The 18,652-nt window shown below is 73.3% G+C and carries 20 protein-coding genes; 6 read left to right on the top strand and 14 right to left on the bottom strand.

The genetic code is table 11. The features are described from left to right. Positions 1–154: 154 nt before the first annotated feature. Positions 155–2,674: an aminopeptidase N gene (gene pepN / locus AB0H57_RS27780; protein ID WP_357511426.1), complete on the bottom strand. Its 2,520-nt coding sequence runs from the start codon at positions 2,672–2,674 to the stop codon at positions 155–157. A 66-nt stretch (positions 2,675–2,740) separates the two neighbouring features. Here pepN and AB0H57_RS27775 point away from each other — a divergent pair, with 66 nt between their 5' ends. Next, positions 2,741–2,959, top strand: a complete 219-nt coding sequence (locus tag AB0H57_RS27775) for a DUF397 domain-containing protein (RefSeq protein ID WP_357511424.1) — start codon at positions 2,741–2,743, stop codon at positions 2,957–2,959. 17 nt (positions 2,960–2,976) lie between these two features. Here AB0H57_RS27775 and AB0H57_RS27770 read toward each other — a convergent pair whose 3' ends face one another. Further along, on the bottom strand, positions 2,977–3,384 hold the full coding sequence (locus tag AB0H57_RS27770) for a hypothetical protein (RefSeq protein WP_357511422.1): 408 nt from the start codon (positions 3,382–3,384) through the stop codon (positions 2,977–2,979). 213 nt (positions 3,385–3,597) lie between these two features. On the opposite strand from AB0H57_RS27770, the gene AB0H57_RS27765 reads away from it, so the two are divergent. From AB0H57_RS27765 to AB0H57_RS27755, 3 genes are all read left to right on the top strand, one after another. Then, positions 3,598–4,842: a cytochrome P450 gene (locus AB0H57_RS27765; protein WP_357511420.1), complete on the top strand. Its 1,245-nt coding sequence runs from the start codon at positions 3,598–3,600 to the stop codon at positions 4,840–4,842. Positions 4,843–4,893: 51 nt separating this feature from the next. Next, a complete protein-coding gene (locus AB0H57_RS27760; RefSeq protein WP_357511418.1) occupies positions 4,894–5,952 on the top strand; it encodes a sigma-70 family RNA polymerase sigma factor in 1,059 nt (352 codons plus the stop codon). Positions 5,953–6,067: 115 nt separating this feature from the next. After that, entirely contained in the window at positions 6,068–6,733 is a 666-nt protein-coding gene (locus AB0H57_RS27755; protein ID WP_357511432.1) for a nuclear transport factor 2 family protein, read from the top strand. A 21-nt stretch (positions 6,734–6,754) separates the two neighbouring features. Here AB0H57_RS27755 and AB0H57_RS27750 read toward each other — a convergent pair whose 3' ends face one another. The 8 genes from AB0H57_RS27750 to AB0H57_RS27715 all read right to left on the bottom strand — a co-directional run bounded on the left by AB0H57_RS27750 (position 6,755) and on the right by AB0H57_RS27715 (position 14,214). After that, positions 6,755–7,213 (bottom strand): hypothetical protein, encoded by a 459-nt coding sequence (locus AB0H57_RS27750; protein ID WP_357511416.1) that lies wholly within the window; start codon positions 7,211–7,213, stop codon positions 6,755–6,757. A 1-nt stretch (position 7,214) separates the two neighbouring features. After that, positions 7,215–9,662 carry a molybdopterin-dependent oxidoreductase gene (locus AB0H57_RS27745; protein ID WP_357511414.1) on the bottom strand — a complete coding sequence of 816 codons (2,448 nt, stop codon included), beginning with the start codon at positions 9,660–9,662 and terminating at the stop codon, positions 7,215–7,217. Continuing rightward, entirely contained in the window at positions 9,607–10,170 is a 564-nt protein-coding gene (locus AB0H57_RS27740) for an HPP family protein (protein WP_357511412.1), read from the bottom strand. The genes AB0H57_RS27745 and AB0H57_RS27740 overlap by 56 nt, the downstream gene beginning before the upstream one ends. Before the next feature lie 82 nt (positions 10,171–10,252). After that, on the bottom strand, positions 10,253–11,431 hold the full coding sequence (locus AB0H57_RS27735) for a zinc-dependent alcohol dehydrogenase (protein ID WP_357511410.1): 1,179 nt from the start codon (positions 11,429–11,431) through the stop codon (positions 10,253–10,255). Then, complete coding sequence (locus tag AB0H57_RS27730; RefSeq protein ID WP_357511408.1) at positions 11,428–12,066, bottom strand: SRPBCC family protein; 639 nt, start codon at positions 12,064–12,066, stop codon at positions 11,428–11,430. The genes AB0H57_RS27735 and AB0H57_RS27730 overlap by 4 nt, the downstream gene beginning before the upstream one ends. A gap of 192 nt (positions 12,067–12,258) precedes the next feature. Next, a complete protein-coding gene (locus AB0H57_RS27725; protein WP_357511406.1) occupies positions 12,259–12,909 on the bottom strand; it encodes a DUF3618 domain-containing protein in 651 nt (216 codons plus the stop codon). Next, the gene (locus tag AB0H57_RS27720; protein WP_357511404.1) at positions 12,906–13,394 is read right to left on the bottom strand and encodes a phage holin family protein; all 489 of its coding nucleotides are present in this window, start codon (positions 13,392–13,394) and stop codon (positions 12,906–12,908) included. Before AB0H57_RS27720 ends, AB0H57_RS27725 begins: the two co-directional genes overlap by 4 nt. Positions 13,395–13,425: 31 nt before the next feature. Next, positions 13,426–14,214, bottom strand: a complete 789-nt coding sequence (locus tag AB0H57_RS27715; protein ID WP_357511402.1) for a hypothetical protein — start codon at positions 14,212–14,214, stop codon at positions 13,426–13,428. A gap of 202 nt (positions 14,215–14,416) precedes the next feature. On the opposite strand from AB0H57_RS27715, the gene AB0H57_RS27710 reads away from it, so the two are divergent. Next, positions 14,417–14,899: a DUF4383 domain-containing protein gene (locus AB0H57_RS27710; protein ID WP_357511400.1), complete on the top strand. Its 483-nt coding sequence runs from the start codon at positions 14,417–14,419 to the stop codon at positions 14,897–14,899. A 129-nt stretch (positions 14,900–15,028) separates the two neighbouring features. After that, positions 15,029–15,688 (top strand): DUF6766 family protein, encoded by a 660-nt coding sequence (locus AB0H57_RS27705; protein ID WP_357511398.1) that lies wholly within the window; start codon positions 15,029–15,031, stop codon positions 15,686–15,688. Positions 15,689–15,710: 22 nt separating this feature from the next. On the opposite strand, the gene AB0H57_RS27700 is transcribed toward AB0H57_RS27705, so the two are convergent. From AB0H57_RS27700 to rplU, 4 genes are all read right to left on the bottom strand, one after another. Continuing rightward, entirely contained in the window at positions 15,711–16,160 is a 450-nt protein-coding gene (locus tag AB0H57_RS27700) for a GNAT family N-acetyltransferase (protein WP_357511430.1), read from the bottom strand. A 216-nt stretch (positions 16,161–16,376) separates the two neighbouring features. After that, the gene (obgE, locus tag AB0H57_RS27695) at positions 16,377–17,834 is read right to left on the bottom strand and encodes a GTPase ObgE (protein WP_357511396.1); all 1,458 of its coding nucleotides are present in this window, start codon (positions 17,832–17,834) and stop codon (positions 16,377–16,379) included. A gap of 90 nt (positions 17,835–17,924) precedes the next feature. Then, positions 17,925–18,179, bottom strand: a complete 255-nt coding sequence (gene rpmA / locus AB0H57_RS27690; RefSeq protein WP_088975624.1) for a 50S ribosomal protein L27 — start codon at positions 18,177–18,179, stop codon at positions 17,925–17,927. A gap of 11 nt (positions 18,180–18,190) precedes the next feature. Further along, positions 18,191–18,508: a 50S ribosomal protein L21 gene (gene rplU, locus AB0H57_RS27685; RefSeq protein ID WP_357511394.1), complete on the bottom strand. Its 318-nt coding sequence runs from the start codon at positions 18,506–18,508 to the stop codon at positions 18,191–18,193. Between the last annotated feature and the right edge of the window lie 144 nt (positions 18,509–18,652).

The following is an 18,652-nucleotide window of genomic DNA, read 5'->3' as shown; positions in this document are numbered from 1 at the left end:
CCGCCGCCATCTGGCACAACAACAAAACCGGCGCACCCGTCACCCGATCCCTGATCGCCTACGACCACTGACCGATTTCGGAACTACTCGTCTAGGCCGCACGGCGGGGCTCGGCGGGCACGGGCCGCCGCCGTCGCGCCCGCCCCGGCCGGGGTCAGGCCGCCACTGTGGCGGCCATCGCCGTGCGGGCCACCAGCGCGCGACGCAGGTCGTCGTCCGCGTCGGTGACCGCCCGGCGCAGCCCCGCGGTCAGGTCGTCGCGGGCCAGCAGCGCCGCGGCCGCCTCCCGGGTGGGCTGCGCCACGGCGTAGCGGGGGAAGGCCAGGGCCGCGACCCGCTCGGCCACCCAGGCGGTACGCAGCCGCGCCGCGCCCGGCATCTCGGCGAAGTACCGCTCGACGTACGGCCCGGTCAGCTCGGCCTGCTCGGGCTGCCAGAACCCCTCCGCCGCCGCCTCGACCAGCCGGTTGGACAGCTCGGTGGTGCGGGTGACGATCTCCCAGGCGGCCCGCTTCGCCCCGGCGTCGGGCAGCGCCGCCCGGCAGTACGCGGCCCGTTCCGCACCGGCGGCGCTGTTGTCCCGGGCCAGCTCGGCGGCGACCTCCGGCTCGCCCGCGGCGCCGAGCACCACCAGCCGGCGCAGCACCGCCCAGCGCAGCTCGGTGTCCACGGCCAGCCCCGCCGGCACCCCGTCGCCGGCCAGCCAGCCGGCCAGCAGCCCCGCGTCGGTGCTCGCGCCGATCAGGCCCCGGGCCCCGGCGAGCTGCAACGAGCCGCCGGCCGGCGCGCTGGCCAGCAGCCTGGCGCAGGCGTCGGCGAGCCGGGCCAGGGCGGCCTGCCGGGTGGGCGCGTCGAGATAGCGGTCGACCAGCGAACGGCTCAGGGTGAGCACGTCCTCGGCGATGATCACCTCGGTCTCGGCGGGCAGGGCCGTCGCGATCAGGTCGACCAGGCCGGGCACCGGCCGCTCCCCGTCGGTCGCCGCGTCCAACGCCTCCCGCCAGAGCAGCGCGCGGGCCAGCGGGTCGGCCAGGCTGGGCAGCAGCGTGGGCACCAACGCCGCCGACGCGGGGTCGAGGCGCACCTTGGCGAAGGTCAGGTCGCCGTCGTTGGGCAGCAGCAGCGCGTCGGCCGGGACGCCGGCCAGCTCGGCGAGGACGGTCCGGCCACCGTCGGCGTCCGGGTCGAGGTCCACCTCGAAGCGGTGCGCGGTGCCGTCGGGGGCGTACCGGCCCACGCCGATGCGGTGCGGGCGCAGCACCGGGTACGCCTCGACCGCCGTCTGCCGGACCGCCACCTCGGCCCAGCGACCCCCGGCGTCGACGACCGCCTCGGTCCGCAGGGTGTTGACCTGGGGGCGGCGCAGCCACCGCTCGGCCCAGTCGGTGAGGTCGCGTCCGCTGGCCTTTCCGAGGCTGTCCAGCAGGTCGGCCAGCGTGGCGTTGCCGAACCGGTGCGCGGCGAAGTGCGCGTTGAGCCCGGCCAGGAAGGCGTCGTCGCCGAGCCAGGCGACCAGCTGCCGCAGCGCGCTGGCGCCCTTGGCGTACGAGATGCCGTCGAAGTTCAGCAGCGCCTGCGCCGCGTCGGCCACCTCCTGTGGGGCGACCGGGTGGGTGGAGGGGCGCTGGTCGGCGGCGTACCCCCAGGCCTTGCGGCGCATCGCGAAGGTGGTCCACGCCCGGGCGAACCGGGTCGCCTCGGCGGTGACCCGGGTGCCCAGGTATTCCGCGAACGACTCGTTCAACCACAGGTCGTCCCACCAGCTCATGGTGACCAGGTCACCGAACCACTGGTGGGCCATTTCGTGGGCGATGGTGGTGGCCCGCAGCTCCCGCTGGGTGTCGGTCACGGCGGACCGGAAGAGGTAGTCGTCGCGGAGGGTGACCAGGCCCGGGTTCTCCATCGCCGCGGCGTTGAACTCCGGCACGAACGCCTGGTCGTACTTGCCGAACGGGTAGCGCTCGACGAAGAGCCGGTGGAAGCGGTCGAGGCACTGCTTGGTGATCGTGAAGATCTCGTCCAGGTCGGCGTCGAGGTGCTCGGCGAGGGAGCGGCGGCACCAGAGCCCCAGCGGGATGCCGTCGTGGGTGTCCCGCCGGACGTGCCACGGGCCGGCGATCAGCGAGACGAAGTAGGTGGCCAGCGGCTGGGTGGGCGCGAACTCCCAGCGACCGGGTCGCGGGGTGGCGGCGACCTCGCCGTTGGCGGCCACCAGCCAGTGCGGCGGCGCGGTGACCGACAGGGTGACCGGCGCCTTCAGGTCGGGCTGGTCGAACGCGGCGAAGATGCGCGGCGCCTCGTCGAGGAAGGACATCGCGTAGAGGTAGGTCTCGCCGTCGGCGGGGTCGACGAACCGGTGCAGCCCCTCCCCCGTGTTCGAATACCCCATCTCGGCGTCGACGGTCAACGTGTTGTCGGCGGCCAGCCCGGTCAGCGGCAGCCGGCCGTCCGTGAGGCCGGCCGGGTCCAGCTCCCGGCCGTTGAGCCGGGCCGACCGCAGGGTCACCGGCTTGACGTCGACGAAGGTCTCGGCGCCGGGGGTGGCGCGGAACCGGATGACGCTGGCCGACCGGAAGCGGTCACCGGGATCGGTCAGGTCCAGGTCCACCTGATAGGACTCGACGGTGATCGACGCGCCACGCGCGCTCGCCTCTACATGGTTCAGGCTCGGCATCCGCTTATCCTGCCCGATGGGGAACGGAGGCGTTCCCTCACGACGTGCGGTGATGGAGGAACGACGATGGGTCAGCACCCCAAGGGCGATTTCGACAGGTCCCGGGCGGTCTGGCAGCGCGCCGACGGTGACACCTCCGACAGCGCGGTCGAGGTGGCCTTCGTCGACGACCTGATCGGCATGCGCAACTCCGCCGAGCCGGACGGCCCGGTGCTGGTCTTCACCCAGGCCGAGTGGGACGCGTTCGTGGCCGGCGCCCAGGACGGCGAGTTCGACCTGGACTGAGGCCACCGCGGGTGGGCTCACCCGTCCCCCTCCCCCCAGCCCAGCCCGCCCGGGCCGGCGGCGTGGTGGAAGCCCGGGTGACCGGCCACGTCGGCACAGCGCTCGCCGTCCGGCCCGACCGCGCCGCAGAACAGCCGCTCGGCGCGGTGCCAGGCGTCGGCCGGCGACCAGGCGGCCGCGCCGAGCGCCAGCTCCGGGCGGAGCAGGCTCAGCGCCTCCGCGTACGCCACGGCCAGCTCGCGCGCCTGCTCCGGGCTGTCCGCCTCGAAACCCAGGTGGGCGGTGAAGTGCCGGCGCGGCCGGGGCGTACGCCGGGGTGGCCCGACCAGCGGCGGGTCCGCCCGGCCGCCCCCGGCCCGCGGGGCGGACCCCAGCGCCGCCACCACCCGCCGCGCCCGCCAGTACGGCGGCGTCTTCTCCCGCATCGGTCCTCCCCGTGGTCGACGCGGTCGCGCTGCACGACCGGCCCGGCACCGATGCAACCAGCTCGGCGGCGTCCCGGGAGGGGCCAGCGAAAGTTTCGTCGCGCTGGCCCCTCCCCGGCTCCGCCGCCTGCGACCGCCCGGATTCAGGTCCCGTGACCTGGGTAGACAGCCCGCGGCGGGCCCGAACAGGCCGGCCGCCCGTCAGGAGAACCGATGAGCACCCCTGCCGACCGCAGCCCGGACAGCACCCTGGCCTATCTCCGCGAGGGCTACCGGTTCATCAGCACCCGGTGCGAGCGGTACGGCAGTGACATCTTCACCACCCGGCTGCTGCTGGAACCGACCATCTGCCTGCGCGGCCGGCCGGCGGCGATGCTCTTCTACGACACCGAACGGTTCCAGCGCGCCGGCGCGATGCCGAAGCGGGGGCAGCGGACGCTGACCGGGGTCGGCGGGATGCAGGGGCTGGACGGGCCACCGCACGCCGACCGCAAGGCGATGTTCATGTCGCTGATGACGCCGAGCGCGGTCCGGCACCTGGGTCAGCTCTTCGAGGACGAGTGGCGGGCCCGGATCCCGGCCTGGGAGCGGTCCGGGCCGGTGGTGCTCTTCGACGAGGTCGGCCGGATGCTGACCCGGGCGGTCTGCGCCTGGGCGGGAGTGCCGCTGGCCGAGCGGGAGGTGGCCCGGCGCACCGGCGACCTGCACGCCATGATCGACGCGCCGGTCGCGCTCGGCCCCCGGCACTGGCGCGGCCGGCTGGCCCGGCGCCGGGGCGAACACTGGGCGGGTGACCTGGTGGAGCGGGTCCGCCGGGGCGCGTTGCCGGCGCCGGCGGGCGGCGCGCTGCGGGTGATCGCCGAGCACCGCGACGGTGGCGGCCGGCCGTTGCCGCGCCGGGTCGCCGCGGTGGAGCTGCTCAACGTGCTGCGGCCCACGGTCGCCGTCGACCGGCTGGTGGTCTTCGCCGCGCTGGCCCTGCACGATCACCCGCACTGCCGGGACCACGTCCGATCCGGCGAGGACGCCACCGAGCAGTTCGTGCAGGAGGTCCGCCGCTACTACCCGTTCTTCCCGGTGACCGCCGCCCGGGTGCGGCGCAGCTTCGACTGGCAGGGCCACCACTTCCCGCAGGGCCGCCGGGTGCTGCTCGACCTGTACGGCACCAACCACCACCCGAAGCTGTGGCCGGAGCCGGAACGGTTCCGCCCGGAACGCTTCGCCGGCTGGCCGGTGGACCCGTACGCGTTCGTGCCGCAGGGCGGCGGCGAGCATCTGGGTGGGCACCGCTGCGCCGGCGAGTGGAGCACGATCGAGCTGATGAAACGCGCGGTCACCCTGCTGACCACCGCGCTGCGGTACGACGTGCCGCCGCAGGACCTGGCGGTGTCGCTGCGCCGGATGCCCGCCCGCCCGCCGAGCGGGTTCCTGATCTCCGACGTGCGCCGCACCGGCTGACGCGACGCCGACGGGCGCCGGCGTGTCGGTGCGGGATGAGATGGTCGGGCCATGGACCAGTCCCGGTACGCCGTGCTGGCGGACCCCGCCCGGACGATCGCCGCGGCCCGCGCCGGTGACCAGGACGCCTTCGCGGCGCTGGTCGGCCCGCTCCGCGTCGAACTGCACGCGCACTGCTACCGCCTGCTCGGCTCGGTCCACGACGCCGACGACGCCGTCCAGGAGACCCTGCTGCGGGCCTGGCGGAGCCTGGCGGCGTACGAGGACCGGGGATCGATCCGCCCCTGGCTGTACCGGATCGCCACCAACCGGTGCCTCACCCTGATCGAACGGCGGGCCCGCCGGGAGTTGCCGGCCGACCTGAGTCCCGAGGCCCCGACGGCCGAGGCCACCTGGCTGGAGCTGTACCCCGACGACCGGCTTCCTCCGGCCGGCCCGGAGGCGCGGCTGCTGGCCCGGGAGTCCGTGGAGCTGGCGTTCGTCGCCGCGGTCCAGCACCTGTCCGGGCCGCACCGGGCGGTGCTGCTGCTACGGGAGGTCCTCGGTTTCTCCGCCCGGGAGACCGCCGAATTGCTGGGCACCAGCGTGGCGGCGGTCAACAGCGCGCTGCAACGGGCCCGCCGCGCGGTCGACGCCACGCTGCCCGGGGAGAGCCAGCGCGCGACGCGGGCCCGGCTGGGCGACCGGGCGGTACGCGAGCTGGCCCGGCGCTACGCCACCGCCTGGGAGACCGGGGACGTCGACGCGGTGGTGGCGATGCTGACCGAGGACGCGCGCTACTCGATGCCCCCGCTGCCCACCTGGTACGCGGGTCCGGCGGACATCCGGGCGTTCCTGCTCGACGGGCCGCTGCGCTGGCGGTGGCGTCTGCTCCCGGCGACGGCCAACGGCCAGCTGGCGTTCGGCACCTACCGATGGGCGGAGGAGGCCGGGGCCTGGCTGCCCTCGGGGCTGGACGTGGTGGCCCTGCGGGGCGCCCGGGTCGCCGAGGTGGTCTCGTTCCTGACCGCCGACCTGACCGCGTTCGGCCTGCCGGCGGCGCTGTCGGCACCCACCCCGGGCGGCGATCCGGGCCGGGACGATGAGTTCACTCCTGCCCGCGGGTTGTAACCGGTGGAGACGACGACCGATCCACGGGAGGCAGATAGGAACCACCCGACCGGCGGCGACCGGGACGCGCCGGGCCGACGGGCACGACGGCGGCACCGCCGCGGACGAGGCACGGATCAGGCGGTTGATCGAGGACTGGGCGGCGGCGGTGCACCGTGGCGACCTGGCCGGCGTACTGGCCGACCACGCCGACGACATCCTCATGTTCGACGTGCCGGCGGACGTCCGCGGCCTCGACGTGTACCGCGACAGCTGGCCGCCGTTCCTGCGCTGGCAGGCGCGGGGCGCCCGGTTCGAGATCACCGAGCTGGCGGCCACGGTCGGCGGCAGCGTCGCGTTCGCCCACGCGCTGCTGCGCTGCGGCACCCCGGCCGACCTGGCCCGTGACCCGGAGCAGCGGCTGCGGCTGACGCTCGGGCTGCGCAAGGAGGAGGGGCGCTGGCTGGTCAGCCACGAACACCACTCGTTCGCCGACACCTCGGGCGTCGCGGACGCCGAGCGGGAGGTGCGGGACCTGCACCGGCGGTGGTACGACGCCACCGCGGCCGGCGACCTGGCCGGCCTGATGGCGCCGATCACCGTGCTCACCGCCGGGGACCTCGCCGTCGCCTGGGGGCTCAACCGGGTGCTGGTCGGCGAGCCGGGCGGCCCGGCCGAGCACTGGTCCCGCGGCACCCGGGTGTTCCGGCGGGTGGACGGTGACTGGCGGATGGTGCACCAGCACGTCTCGTACCCCTTCGATCCGGAGACCGGGCGGGCGACCACCGACCTGCGCCCCTGACCGGGCGACCGGCCCGCCCGGTCACTCCGCGACGATGAGCGCCTGCGGGCCGGCCTGCTTCATCCGGGTACGCAGCCACTTCAGCTGCATGGCGGTCTCCTGCTCGCAGCTCTTCACCACCGCGAGCAGTTCCTCGTCCCGGGCGCCGTACGCGGCCTGCCCGACGATCGTCCAGGAGATGTCGCACTCGGCGGCCATCAGGTAGAGGTCCTGGAGGTCGCGGAGCAGCCCGATCGGGCCGGTCCGGGTGCCGGAGAAGAGCTCCGAGTGCAGCCGGTCCGGCTCGGCCGGGGCGTCCTCGGCGTACCGCCGCGCGAACGGGGCCAGCCGCTCCGCGTGCCCCCGGCACTGGGCGGCCAGCCGTTCGCAGCTGTGGAAGACGTCCGGCTCCTCCCGGTGCGCCGCGCCCACCTCGGCGAACGCGTCGCCGAGCCGGGCCTGGGCCCGGTGCAGCAGCCCCAGATAGTGCGCCAGGTGCATCTCACTGCCTCCTCGACGACGCCTCGGCGGCCGGGCCGCCGACGGTGGCCGGGATGCCGGTGCCCTCGGGCGGGGCACAGCCGCCCACGGTGGGCGCGGGCGACGGCCGGCCGCCCGAGTCGGCCTCCTTGACCACCCGGACCGCCGCCACCTTGAAGATCGGCTGCTTGGAGACCGGATCCCAGGCGGTGATGGTCAGCTCGTTGGCCGCCCGGTCGTGCCGGCCCTGCGCCGGCCCGGCCCCGTCGTCGGCGTCCCAGTAGCCGTAGTGGAAGGGGACGAAGACGACGCCGGGGCGTACCCCGCAGACGCGGACCCGACCGCGGACCGCGCCGCGGGGCGACTCGACCCGGACCAGGTCCCCCTCGGCGACCCCGAGGCGGTCGGCGTCGGCCGGGTTCAGCTCCACCCACGACTCGGGCGCCGCGTGCACCAGCTGGGTGGCCCGGCCGGTCTTGGTCCGGGTGTGGAACTGGTAGACGGTCCGCCCGGTGGTGAGCAGCAGCGGGTACTCGTCGCTGGGCACCTCCGGCGACGGCTGGTACGCCACCGCGTGCAGGAACGCCCGCCCGCCGGGCTGCTTGGCCCGGTACTCCTCCGGCAGCAGCTCCGCGCCGGTGGCCAGGTCGTGGCCGTAGCTCTCGCAGTAGCCCGGGTCGGTGTTGAACACCCCGTCGGGATAGAGCCGTTCGGTGCCGTCGGGATGCTCGTCGTCGCACGGCCACTGGATGCCCCCGGCGCGCAGCCGCTCGTAGCTGATGCCGGTGTAGTCGCAGGGCCGGCCGCGCGAACACTCCTGCCAGGCCCGGAACACCTCCTCCGGGCCGGTCCAGGGGATCAGCGGATTGCCGTCCTTGTCCCGGAAGTCCATCCGCCGCGCGTAGTCGAGGAAGATGTCCAGGTCCGCGCGGGCCTCACCGGGTGGCTCGACCGCCTTGTCGGAGATGTGCACGGTGCGGTCCACGCTGGTGAAGGTGCCGGTCTTCTCGCCCCAGGTCGCCGCCGGCAGCACCACGTCGGCGAGCTGCGCGGTCTCGGTGAGGAAGAGGTCCTGCACCACCACGAAGAGTTCCGGCCTGGCCAGGATGCGCCGGATCCGGGCCAGGTCGGGCAGGGAGACCGCCGGGTTGGTGGCCGAGATCCAGAGCAGCTTGATCGAGCCCTGCTCGGCGTACCGGAAGATCTGCATGGCGTGGGTGGGCGGGGCCCAGTGCGGGATGGTGTCCACCTCGACGTTCCAGAGCCGGGCCAGCTCCGCGACGTGTTCGGTGTTCTCCCAGTTGCGCAGGCCGGGCAGGTCGCCGTCGGCGCCGCACTCGCGGTTGTTCTGCGCGGTGGGCTGGCCGTTCATCTGGTAGAGCCCGGCGCCAGGCCGGCCGAGCATGCCCCGGATCAGGTGCAGGTTGTTCACCTGGCAGGCCGCCGCGGTGGCCTGGTTGGACTGGTAGAAGCCCTGGAGCACGGTGGAGAGCAGCCGCCGCGAGTGCCCCAGCAGCTCGGCCGCGCGCTCCACGTCGGCGGCCCGCAGGTCGCAGATCTCCGCGACCTTCGCCACGGGGTACTCCTCGACCACCCGGCACAGCTTGTCGAAGCCGATGGTGTGCGCCCGGACGTACGCCTCGTCGTACCAGCCGCGGTGGATCAGCTCGCGGAGCAGGCCGTTGAGCAGCGCCACGTTGGTGCCGTTGCGCAGCGCCAGGTGCACGTCCGCCTCCCGGGCCACCGGGGTGGCGCGCGGGTCGACCGCCAGCATGGCCGGCGGGTTGGGCCCGCGCCGCCGGTCCAGCATCCGCATCCACAACACGGTCTGGGTCTCCGCGACGTTGTGCCCCCAGAGCGCGATCGCGTCGCAGTGATCCACATCGGTGTACGACCCGGGCTGCCCATCGGTGCCGAACGACGCCTTCAGTGCGGCGGTGGCGGTGGCGGTGCAGAGCCGGGTGTTGCCGTCCATGTGCGGGGTGCCGATGCCGGCCTTGCCGATCACGCCGAGGGCGTAGTACTCCTCCAGGAAGAGCTGGCCGCTGGTGTAGAAGCCGAAGTGCCCCCAGCCGCCCGGGCCGTCCAGCAGCTCCTTCGACCGGGCCACCAGCCGGCCCATCGCGGTGTCCCAGTCGGTCTCCACCAGCCGGTCACCGTCGCGGACCAGCGGGCGGCGCAGCCGGTCCGGGCTGTGGTTGGCCTGCCAGCCGTACAGGTCCTTGGGGTCGACCCGGCCGTGGTTGATCCGGTCGCCCGCCCGGCCCCGTACGCCGACGATCCGGTCGTCGACCACGGCGATGTCCATCGCGTCGCCGTTGGAGTGCAGGATCGACGCGCTCGGCACCCAGCGCCGCACGTCCGCCTCGGTGTGCCCGTCGGCGAGGAAGGTGTCCACCCGCACGGGCCACGGCTCACCCGGCCCGTACGGTGTCCGCGGCCCCCACGGGTCGGCGATCCGGTCCACCATTGCTGTCCTCCTTCCGGGACGGCGCGCGCCACAGCGGCATCTGCCGTCCGGTGGCCCGATTGAAGAGCAGGTCAAGCGCGGTCACCAGCAGCACCGCGGCGAACGCGATGACCAACTGGGCAGGGGTCTTCAGGAGTCCCAGGCTCACCAGCAGGGTGGTGGCACCGGCCGGCGGATGCGACGCGTTCAGTAGCGCCAGCAGGGCGGCGGTGACGGCGAGGGAGCCGGCGGCGGCGATGATCCGCGGTACGGAGAAACCCTCCTGAAGGGCCGACGGATGGCCGGCGAGGCCGGTGACGACCAGCAGGGCGTACCCGGTGAGCAGCGCGACCAGGTGGCCGACGACGCTGTTGCGCGGCGACGACTCCGGCTGGTCGGGCTTCTCGATGTGCAGCATGATCGCGGGCCCGAGGCTGGGGAAGAGCCAGGGTTGCCGGGCCAGCAGGGCGACCGTGCCGGCCACCACCAGGGCACCGACGCTGCCGCCGAACGCCCTGGTGGCGGTCACGGCCCGGGACCGCGCTTGTTCAGTCCAAGCAGACATGCGGGAAGCTGTACCCCGCTCACGCTGGTCGAACCAACCGTGTCGGTCAGGCCGGCTGCGGGTGCAGGACGGTCCGCAGGCAGCCGTCCTGCTTCTTCTCGAAGATCTCGTAGCCGCGGGCGCCCTGCTCCAGCGACATCGGGTGGGTGGCCAGGTAGCCCGGATCGACCTCGCCGGTCGCGATCCGGTCCAGCAGCATCGGGATGTAGCGCTGGGCGTGCATCTGCCCCATCCGCAGCACCAGCGCCTTGTTCATCGCCGCGCCGAGCGGGAACTTGTCGACCAGGCCGCCGTACACACCGACGATGCTGACCGTGCCGCCCTTGCGGCAGGCCATGATCGCCTGCCGGACGGAGGTGGGCCGGTCGGTCTGCATCCGGGCCGCCTGCTTGGTCCGGTCGTACGCGTAGATCGGGCCGACGTCGTGCGACTCCATGCCGACCGCCTCGATGCAGGCGTCCGGGCCCCGGCCGGCGGTCAGCTCGCGCAGCGCCTCCAGCACGTCGGTCTCCGCGTAGTTGATCGTCTCGACGCCGAGCCGGTCGGCGGCGGTGCCGAGCCGCTCGGGCAGCCGGTCGATCATGATGACCCGTTCCGCACCCAGGATCTGCGCCGACCGGGCAGCCATCTGCCCGACCCCGCCGGCGCCCCAGACCGCGACCACCTCGCCGCCCTTGAGCGCGCAGAAGTCGGCGGCCATCCAGCCCGTCGGCATGGCGTCGGAGGCGAACACCACCGCGTCGTCCGGCACCCCGTCCGGGACCGGGAACGCGCCGACGTCGCCGAACGGCACCCGGATGTATTCCGCGTGACTGCCGGAGTAGCCGCCGGCGGCGTGGGAGTAGCCGAGGATGCCGGCCGGCGAGTGCCCCCAGAGCTTCTCCGCCAGCACCGGCTGGGGGTTGGAGTTGTCGCAGAGTGAGTACTGCTCGGTGCGGCAGTACCAACAGCCGCCGCAGGCCACCACCGAGCCGACCACCACGCGGTCGCCGACGGTGAGCCGTTCGACCCCGGGCCCGGTCTCCACCACCTCGCCCATGAACTCGTGGCCGAGGATGTCGCCCTCGCGCATCGCCGGCAGGTAGCCGTTGATCAGGTGCAGGTCGGAGCCGCAGACGCTGCTGGCTCGCACCTTGACGATGATGTCCCGGTTGGCGCGGATCGTGGGCTCCGGCACGTCGCGTACGGCCAGCTTGCCGACGCCCTCCCAGCACAGCGCCCTCATGCCCGGCCGCCCGCCATCAGCTTCTCGCGTACCTTGTCGGTCGCCTTCTCCTGTGCCGTCGACCGCCCCGACGGGTCCCGGCGGGTGTCGAGCATCTCGCCGCACTCGATCAGCGACTTGATCCGGCGCAACGCGTCGCGCAGCCCCAGGTCGGGGTCGCTGCCGGTGGTCAGGCCCAGCATCCGGCGGACCGGGCCGGAGCGCCAGCGCAGCTCCACGCGGATTTCGGTGCCCCGGCCCTGCGGGGCCGCCATCAGCTCGACCTGCCCCTGCTGGGCCGCCGGCCCGTCGGTGACCCGCCAGCTCAGCCGGCGCGGCCCGTCGACGGTGATCTCGGCGCGCCACTCGGTGTCGCCGCCGGCCGGGTCGCGGGCCACGCAACGCCACCGGTCGTCGTCGAGCTGCTCCAGGGTCGCCCACTCGCCCAGCGCCCGGTCCAGCCGTTCCCGGTCCGCCCAGAAGCCGATCACCGCGTCCACCGGCCGGTCCACGGTGATCCCCCGGTGGACGACGTACCAGCCGTCCGCCCGGTCGGGCTGGTGCCGGCGTCGCCGCCGGACGAGCACCCGACCGACGCCCAGCGCCGTCACCGTGGCGGCGCCGGTCAGCGCCCACCTCGTTCCGTTGCTGCTCATCACGTCTCCTCCGCGGTGGTCCGGGACGGACCACCCTCCCGCAGAGGCGCTACCCGGCCAGGGCCCACCGAAACGACAAACCGCCATGATCGCCCGCAATCCGGCCGACGCCCCGCAAACGACAGCTCGCGGCCACACCCCCGGCGTACGGCCGGGCCGTGGCCGCGAGCCGCGGGCCTACGGGTTGCCCGGTCAGTAACGCACCTGGTCGCGCGACTGCTGGGCGGAGTCCCGCACGTCGTGCGCGGCGCTGCGGGTGTCGTCCTTCACCGCGTGCACGGCGTCCTGCGCGGTCGCCTTGACCGACTCGGTCGCCTGCTGGGCCGGCTCGCGCAGCTCGTCCCGCACCTCGCCGGCGACCTCGCCCAGCTTCTGCTTGACGGTGTCGCTGTGCTCGGCGGCGCGTTCCTTGACCTGGCTCGCCACCTGCTGCTCGCGCCGGGTGGCGGGCAGCAGCGACGAGGCGAGCATGCCCACCCCGAAGGCGATCACGCCGGCGGCCAGCGGGTTGCCCTCGGACTTCTCCCGCACCTTGTGCGGGGCCCGGTGCGCGGCGTCGCTCACCGTCCACGCGGCGGAGTGCGCCTTGTCGCTGACCGTGTGGGCCGCCGACGAGGCGTGGTCGCCCACCGAGTGGCCGGCGTGGCTACCGGCGTGGCCGAGGTCGGAAGCGGTGCCCATTACCTTGTCCCTCACATTCTGCAGCGCGTTGCGCGCCCGCTGCTTGCGGTCGTCGACGATGCGGCCGGGGCTGACCTTGTACGCCAGCGCGTCCACGTCGGAGCTGAGGTTGTTGCGGGTGGCCTCGATCTCCCGGCGGATCTGGTCGGGATCGGTGCTCATCGGGTGACTCCCTCCGGGTGCGGCTTCAGCGCGTCGGGAATGCGCTGCACGCTGTCGTTGGTCTGCTTCAGGCCCCGCACGTGCTGGGCGTTCTTCTTGGCCTGCGAATAGAGGACGGCGGCCAGCACGGCCCAGATGACGGCCACAATCAGGGCCGCCAGGCCCGAATCCAGCACGTTGTCCAGGAACTGCCACAGCGCGATGGAGACGAAGAGCGCCACCATGTAACCGCCGAAGCCGGCGCCGCCGTAGAGGCCGGCGGCCTTGCCCGCCTTCTTCCCCTCCTGGCGGATCTCGGCCTTGGCCAGTTCCACCTCCTGCCGCATCAGCGTGGACAGGTCGCTGGTCACCTGACGCATCAGGTCACCGATGGAACTGCTGCGCACCTCGTCGGCGGTGGGCGGGGCGCCCGGGTACCCGTCAACGCCGGGCGTGGCGCCCGCGTGTCCGGAGCCCGGTCCGGAACCCTGCGTCGGCATGCTCATGCCACGGTCTCCCTTCGGACGCTCCGGTCGGTCACGGACGGGTGGTGCCGCTGGACGGCACGCCCGGCAGCGGGTCGGTCTGGCTCACCGGCGGCAGCGGCTGGCCGATCCCGGTGGGCTCGGCGTACCCGCCCCGGGTCGGGTCGGTGTAGCCACCCGGCGTCGGGTCGGCGTAACCGGTGTTCGGGTCGGCGTAGCTGCCCGGCTGCGGGTCGAGGTAGCCGCCCGGCGGCACCGCGTCCGGCACGGCCCGCGGGGCCGGCGGGGTGGGGATCACGGCGGTACGGTCCGGGTCGTATGCCGATCCGGTGCCGGTCGGGCCGTCACCCAGGGCGCTGATGTTGCGGGTGAGCCGGCCGGCGACCACGCCGAGCAGCGCCGCACCGACCAGGAACGTGCCCGGGTTGCGGCGGGCGTAGCTCTTCACCTCGTTGAGCAGGTCGCCCGGCTCGCGCTGCTCCAGCCAACCGGCCACGCCGTGCACCCGGTCCGCGGCCTGGTGGGCCAGTTCGGTGACCGGGCCGGAGCCGCCGCCGTTCTGCGCCATGGTGCGCATCTCCTCGGCCAGCGACCGCAGGCCGCCGGCGGCGCGCTGTTGCTGCTGGCTGCTCTGGGCGGTGAGCTGGTTGCGGGCCTCGCCGTACAGGTTGCGGGCCTGTCGGGTGGCCTCGCTCACCACCTCCTTACCCTGTTCCTTGGCGGTGCCGGCGACCTGGCCGCCCGCGTTCGCCGCGTCCGCGCCGACCTGGCGGGCCTGGTCCCGGACGCCACCGTTCGTCGACTCGTACGTGGACGTGGTAGGCGTGAGATCGTAAGTCATGATGTCCCTTCCGCTCGGATGATCGTCGCGGTAGTCCTCGGGGGGATCGCGCCGAACTCGCGTCGGCGTCACCGTTGACCTACCCCCCGTCGTCGGGTCCATGCCTGATTCACCGTTTCTCCACCTTCCGCTTCCCTTCGGTCACAGAATGTGAGGAGTGTCCGACTGCGGGGGTCGGCGGCGCTCGCGGAGGTGACCTCGGATGGCACGTGACGTGCGCGGACGCGCCACGGCCGGCAACCGGCCCCGGGTCCAGTCGGTCGCCGCGGCGGTGGCGGCGCTCTTCGTCCTGATCGGCGTGCTGGGCTTCGTCCCGGGCGTCACCACGCACTACGGGGACCTGGCCTTCGCCGGCCACCACTCGGGGGCCAAGCTGCTCGGCCTGTTCCAGATCTCGGTGCTGCACAACCTGGTGCACGTGGTCACCGGCCTGGTCGGGCTGGGCCTGGCTCGCACGGTCGCCGGGGCACGTGGCTTCCTGGCCATCGGCGGTGCGCTCTACCTCGGGGTCTGGCTGTACGGCTTCGCCACCGAGGGGCACGAGGGGCTGAACTGGATGCCGGTCGACGGCCCCGGGAACTGGCTGCATCTCTTCCTCGGCTTCGGCATGCTCGCGCTGGGCCTGCTGCTCTCCAACAGCGCGGGCACCGGCGGCCGGCCGGATACCCCCGCCGACCGCCCCTGAGCTGCTCGATCAGCCGGTCGGGTGAGCGACGAGCCGACACGCCGACGCGGCGTTTGCGGGATTCTCGCCTGGGGCAACGTCACGACGACGGGTTACCGAGGGGTTCCCCGCCGGACGAGGGGGTCAGCGATGCCACGATGGTTGCGGCAGAATGGGCTCACGGTTGCCATGCTCGGTGCGTTCCTGGTCTTCCTGGTGTTACAGAGCGTGTTCGGCTGGCAGACCCACAACGAGGAGTTGGCCGAGTACGGTGCCGCGCCGCTGAGCTGGTGGGCGTACCTGGGGACGGGGCACTTCGCGGAGGCGGTCTTCGAGAACTGGGAGTCGGAGTTCCTCCAGATGGGCGGCTACGTGCTGCTCACCGCGTACCTGGTGCAGAAGGGCTCGGCCGAGTCCAAGCCCGAGGACCAGGGCGACCGCCCCGAGGACGACGCGCGCCGGGCCACCCCGGACTCCCCCTGGCCGGCCCGCTTCGGCGGGCTGCCGCTGGCCGTCTACCGTCACAGCCTGTCGATCGCGCTGCTGCTGATCTTCGCCGGCTCGTTCCTCGGTCACCTGCTCGGCGGCGTGCGCGCGTACAACGAGGAGCAGGCGTTGCAGAGCGGGGCCGCCCCGATCAGCGCCGGGCAGTTCCTGGGCACCAGCGACTTCTGGTTCCAGTCCATGCAGAACTGGCAGAGCGAGTTCCTCGCGGTGGGCGTGCTGATCCTGCTGAGCATCGTGCTGCGCCAGCACGGCAGCCCGGAGTCCAAGCCCGTCACCACCGCGCATGCCGAGACCGGCGCCTGAGCGCGCGCCCTGCCCGCCGCCGTCAGACGGCCACCGGCAGCCGCTTGGCGAAACAGACGCTGTACGGGTTGCCGACGTACTCGCCGTACACCGGGATCGGCTCGTACCCGCAGGAGGTGTAGAGCCGGATCGCGGCCGGCAGATACGTGCCGGTCTCCAGACAGACCACGGTGTGCCCCCGCTGGAAGGCCAACTCCTCCAGCGCGGCGAGCAACTGCCGGGCGATGCCCCGTCCCCGGTACGCCGGGCGGACGTACATCCGCTTCAGCTCCCCGGTGTCGGGGTCCAGCGCCTGGATCCCACCGCAGGCCACCACCCGCCCGCCGTCGATCACCACCAGGTAGTGGATGTCGTCGTGGGGGACGGTCACCTGACCGTCGAGGCCGCCGTCGGCCTCGCGCAGTTCGCGCTGCTGGGCGACGACCAGGGCGGCGAGCTCCGGATCGGTGGCGGGACGGGCCTCGATCAGCATGCCGGCCACGCTAGGCTCCGTCCGTTACGCCCAGGTTTCCCGCTTGCTACCACAACGCGATCAGGGGCCCACCTGCGTGCGTCGGCGGGCAACGTGCGATCGCGGGCGTGATACCCGAGAGTCATAAAAATACCTCTCAGGTATCGCGCTCGTCCGCCCCCGGACCGGGACCGGGACCGGGACCGGGACCGGGACCGCGCCCGGACGGGACCAGCCTCAGTCCTCGTCGTCGTCCGCCTCCGGTGCCGCCGCGGCCTCGATCTCGTCGGCCGGGCGCTGGCGACGGGCCTTGCGGGCCGCCAGCCGCTCGGTGGCCGACGGTCGGGTCGACTTCTCCTCCAGCCGCACGTCGGTGCCCCGGTTGCCCGGGACGAAGTCCACGCCGGCGTAGAGCGTCGGCTGCCAGTCGAACTCGCGCTCGCCGATCCGCACCAGGTCGCCGGGCTGGGCGCCGGCCTTGGCCAGCTTCTCCTCGACGCCGAGGCGGGCCAGCCGGTCGGCGAGGTAGCCGACCGCCTCGTCGTTGTCGAAGTTCGTCTGCCGTACCCAGCGCTCCGGGCGAGTGCCGCGGACCGTGTACGAGCCGTCCGCCTCCGCCTCGATGGTGAAGCCGGCGTCGTCGACCGCCTTCGGCCGGATCACGACCCGGGTCGGCTCGGCCGGCGGCGCGGCACTGCGGGACTGCTCGACCAGCTCGGCCATTGCGAAGGTGAGCTCCTTGAGCCCCTCCCGGGTGGCGGCGGAGACGTCGAACACCCGGAAGCCGCGCTCCTCCAGGTCCGGCCGGACGATGTCGGCGAGGTCCTGCCCGTCCGGCACGTCGACCTTGTTCAGCGCGACCAGCCGGGGCCGGTCGGCCAGCCCGCCGTACTGGGCCAGCTCGGCCTCGATGGTGTCGATGTCGGCCAGCGGGTCCCGGCCCGGCTCCAACGTCGCGGTGTCGACCACGTGCACCAGCACGGCGCAACGCTCGACGTGGCGGAGGAACTCCAGCCCGAGGCCCTTGCCGGCGGCCGCGCCGGGGATCAGGCCCGGCACATCGGCCACGGTGAAGGTGTGGTTGTCCACCCGCACCACGCCCAGGTTGGGCACCAGGGTGGTGAACGGGTAGTCGGCGATCTTCGGCTTGGCGGCGGAGATCACGGAGATCAGCGACGACTTGCCGGCCGACGGGAAGCCGACCAGGCCGACGTCGGCGACGCTCTTGAGCTCCAGCACCACGTCGAGCTTGTCGCCGGGCTCGCCGAGCTCGGCGAAGCCGGGGGCCTTGCGGCGGGCGTTGGCCAGCGAGGCGTTGCCCCGGCCGCCGCGACCACCCCGGGCCGCCTCGAACGTGGTACCCGCGCCGACCAGGTCGGCCAACACCTCACCGTCGAGGGTCTGCACGACGGTGCCGTTCGGCACCTTGATCACCAGGTCGCGGCCGTTGGCCCCGTCCCGGTTCGAGCCGGCGCCCCCCTTGCCGTTGTCGGCCTTGAGGTGCGGGCGGAAGTGGAAATCCAGCAGCGTGGTCACCTGCGGGTCGACCACCAGCGAGACAGTGCCGCCGTGCCCGCCGTTGCCGCCGTCGGGCCCGCCGAAGGGCTTGAACTTCTCCCGGTGGATGGAGACACAGCCGTGCCCGCCGTCGCCGGCCTGCATGTGCAGGACGACCCGGTCAACGAACGTCGTCACGACGTCAATCCTTCCAGCGGGGTCCGCCCCGCACGCGAAAAGACGAAGCGGGCCGGGACCCGAGGTCCGCGGCCCGCCTGCGCCGGAGAACTACTGCTGCGGCACGATGCTGACGGTCTTGCGACCGCGCTTGGTGCCGAACTGGACCGCACCGGCAGCCAGGGCGAAGAGCGTGTCGTCGCCGCCGCGGCCAACCAGGTCACCGGGGTGGAACTTGGTGCCACGCTGACGGATGAGGATCTCACCCGCGCTGACGACCTGACCACCGAAGCGCTTCACGCCGAGCCGCTGGGCCGCGGAGTCACGGCCGTTACGCGAGCTGGACGCACCCTTTTTGTGAGCCATTGGAGGACGACCTACTTCCCGCTGTTGGAGATGCCGGTCACCTTCACCTGGGTCAGCGGCTGGCGGTGACCCTGGCGCTTGTGGTAGCCGGTCTTGTTCTTGAACTTGTGGATCCGGATCTTCGGGCCCTTGGTGTGCGCGGCGATCTCGCCGGCCACCGAGACCTTGGCGAGCTTCGCCGCGTCGGTCACCAGGTCGTCACCGTCGACGAGGAGCACCGCGGTGAGCTTCACCGCGTCACCGGGAGCACCGGTGAGCTTCTCGACCTCGATCACGTCGCCCTCGGCGACCTTGTACTGCTTGCCGCCGGTCTTGACGATCGCGTACATCGGAGGCGGACTCCCTGTCGTTGAGGCTGCTAGCGTCTTTTTCCGACCGTTACCGGCCGGTCGTTCCCACGGCGGCTCGCCGGGCGGCGGTGACACCGGAACGGTGACACCGGGCCGTGACGCCGTGCCATGACGCCGGATCGG

The organism is Micromonospora sp. NPDC050686 (assembly GCF_040654475.1).
In the GTDB taxonomy this organism is placed as follows: Bacteria; Actinomycetota; Actinomycetes; order Mycobacteriales; family Micromonosporaceae; genus Micromonospora.
This window is presented reverse-complemented; position numbering and strand designations above follow the sequence as displayed.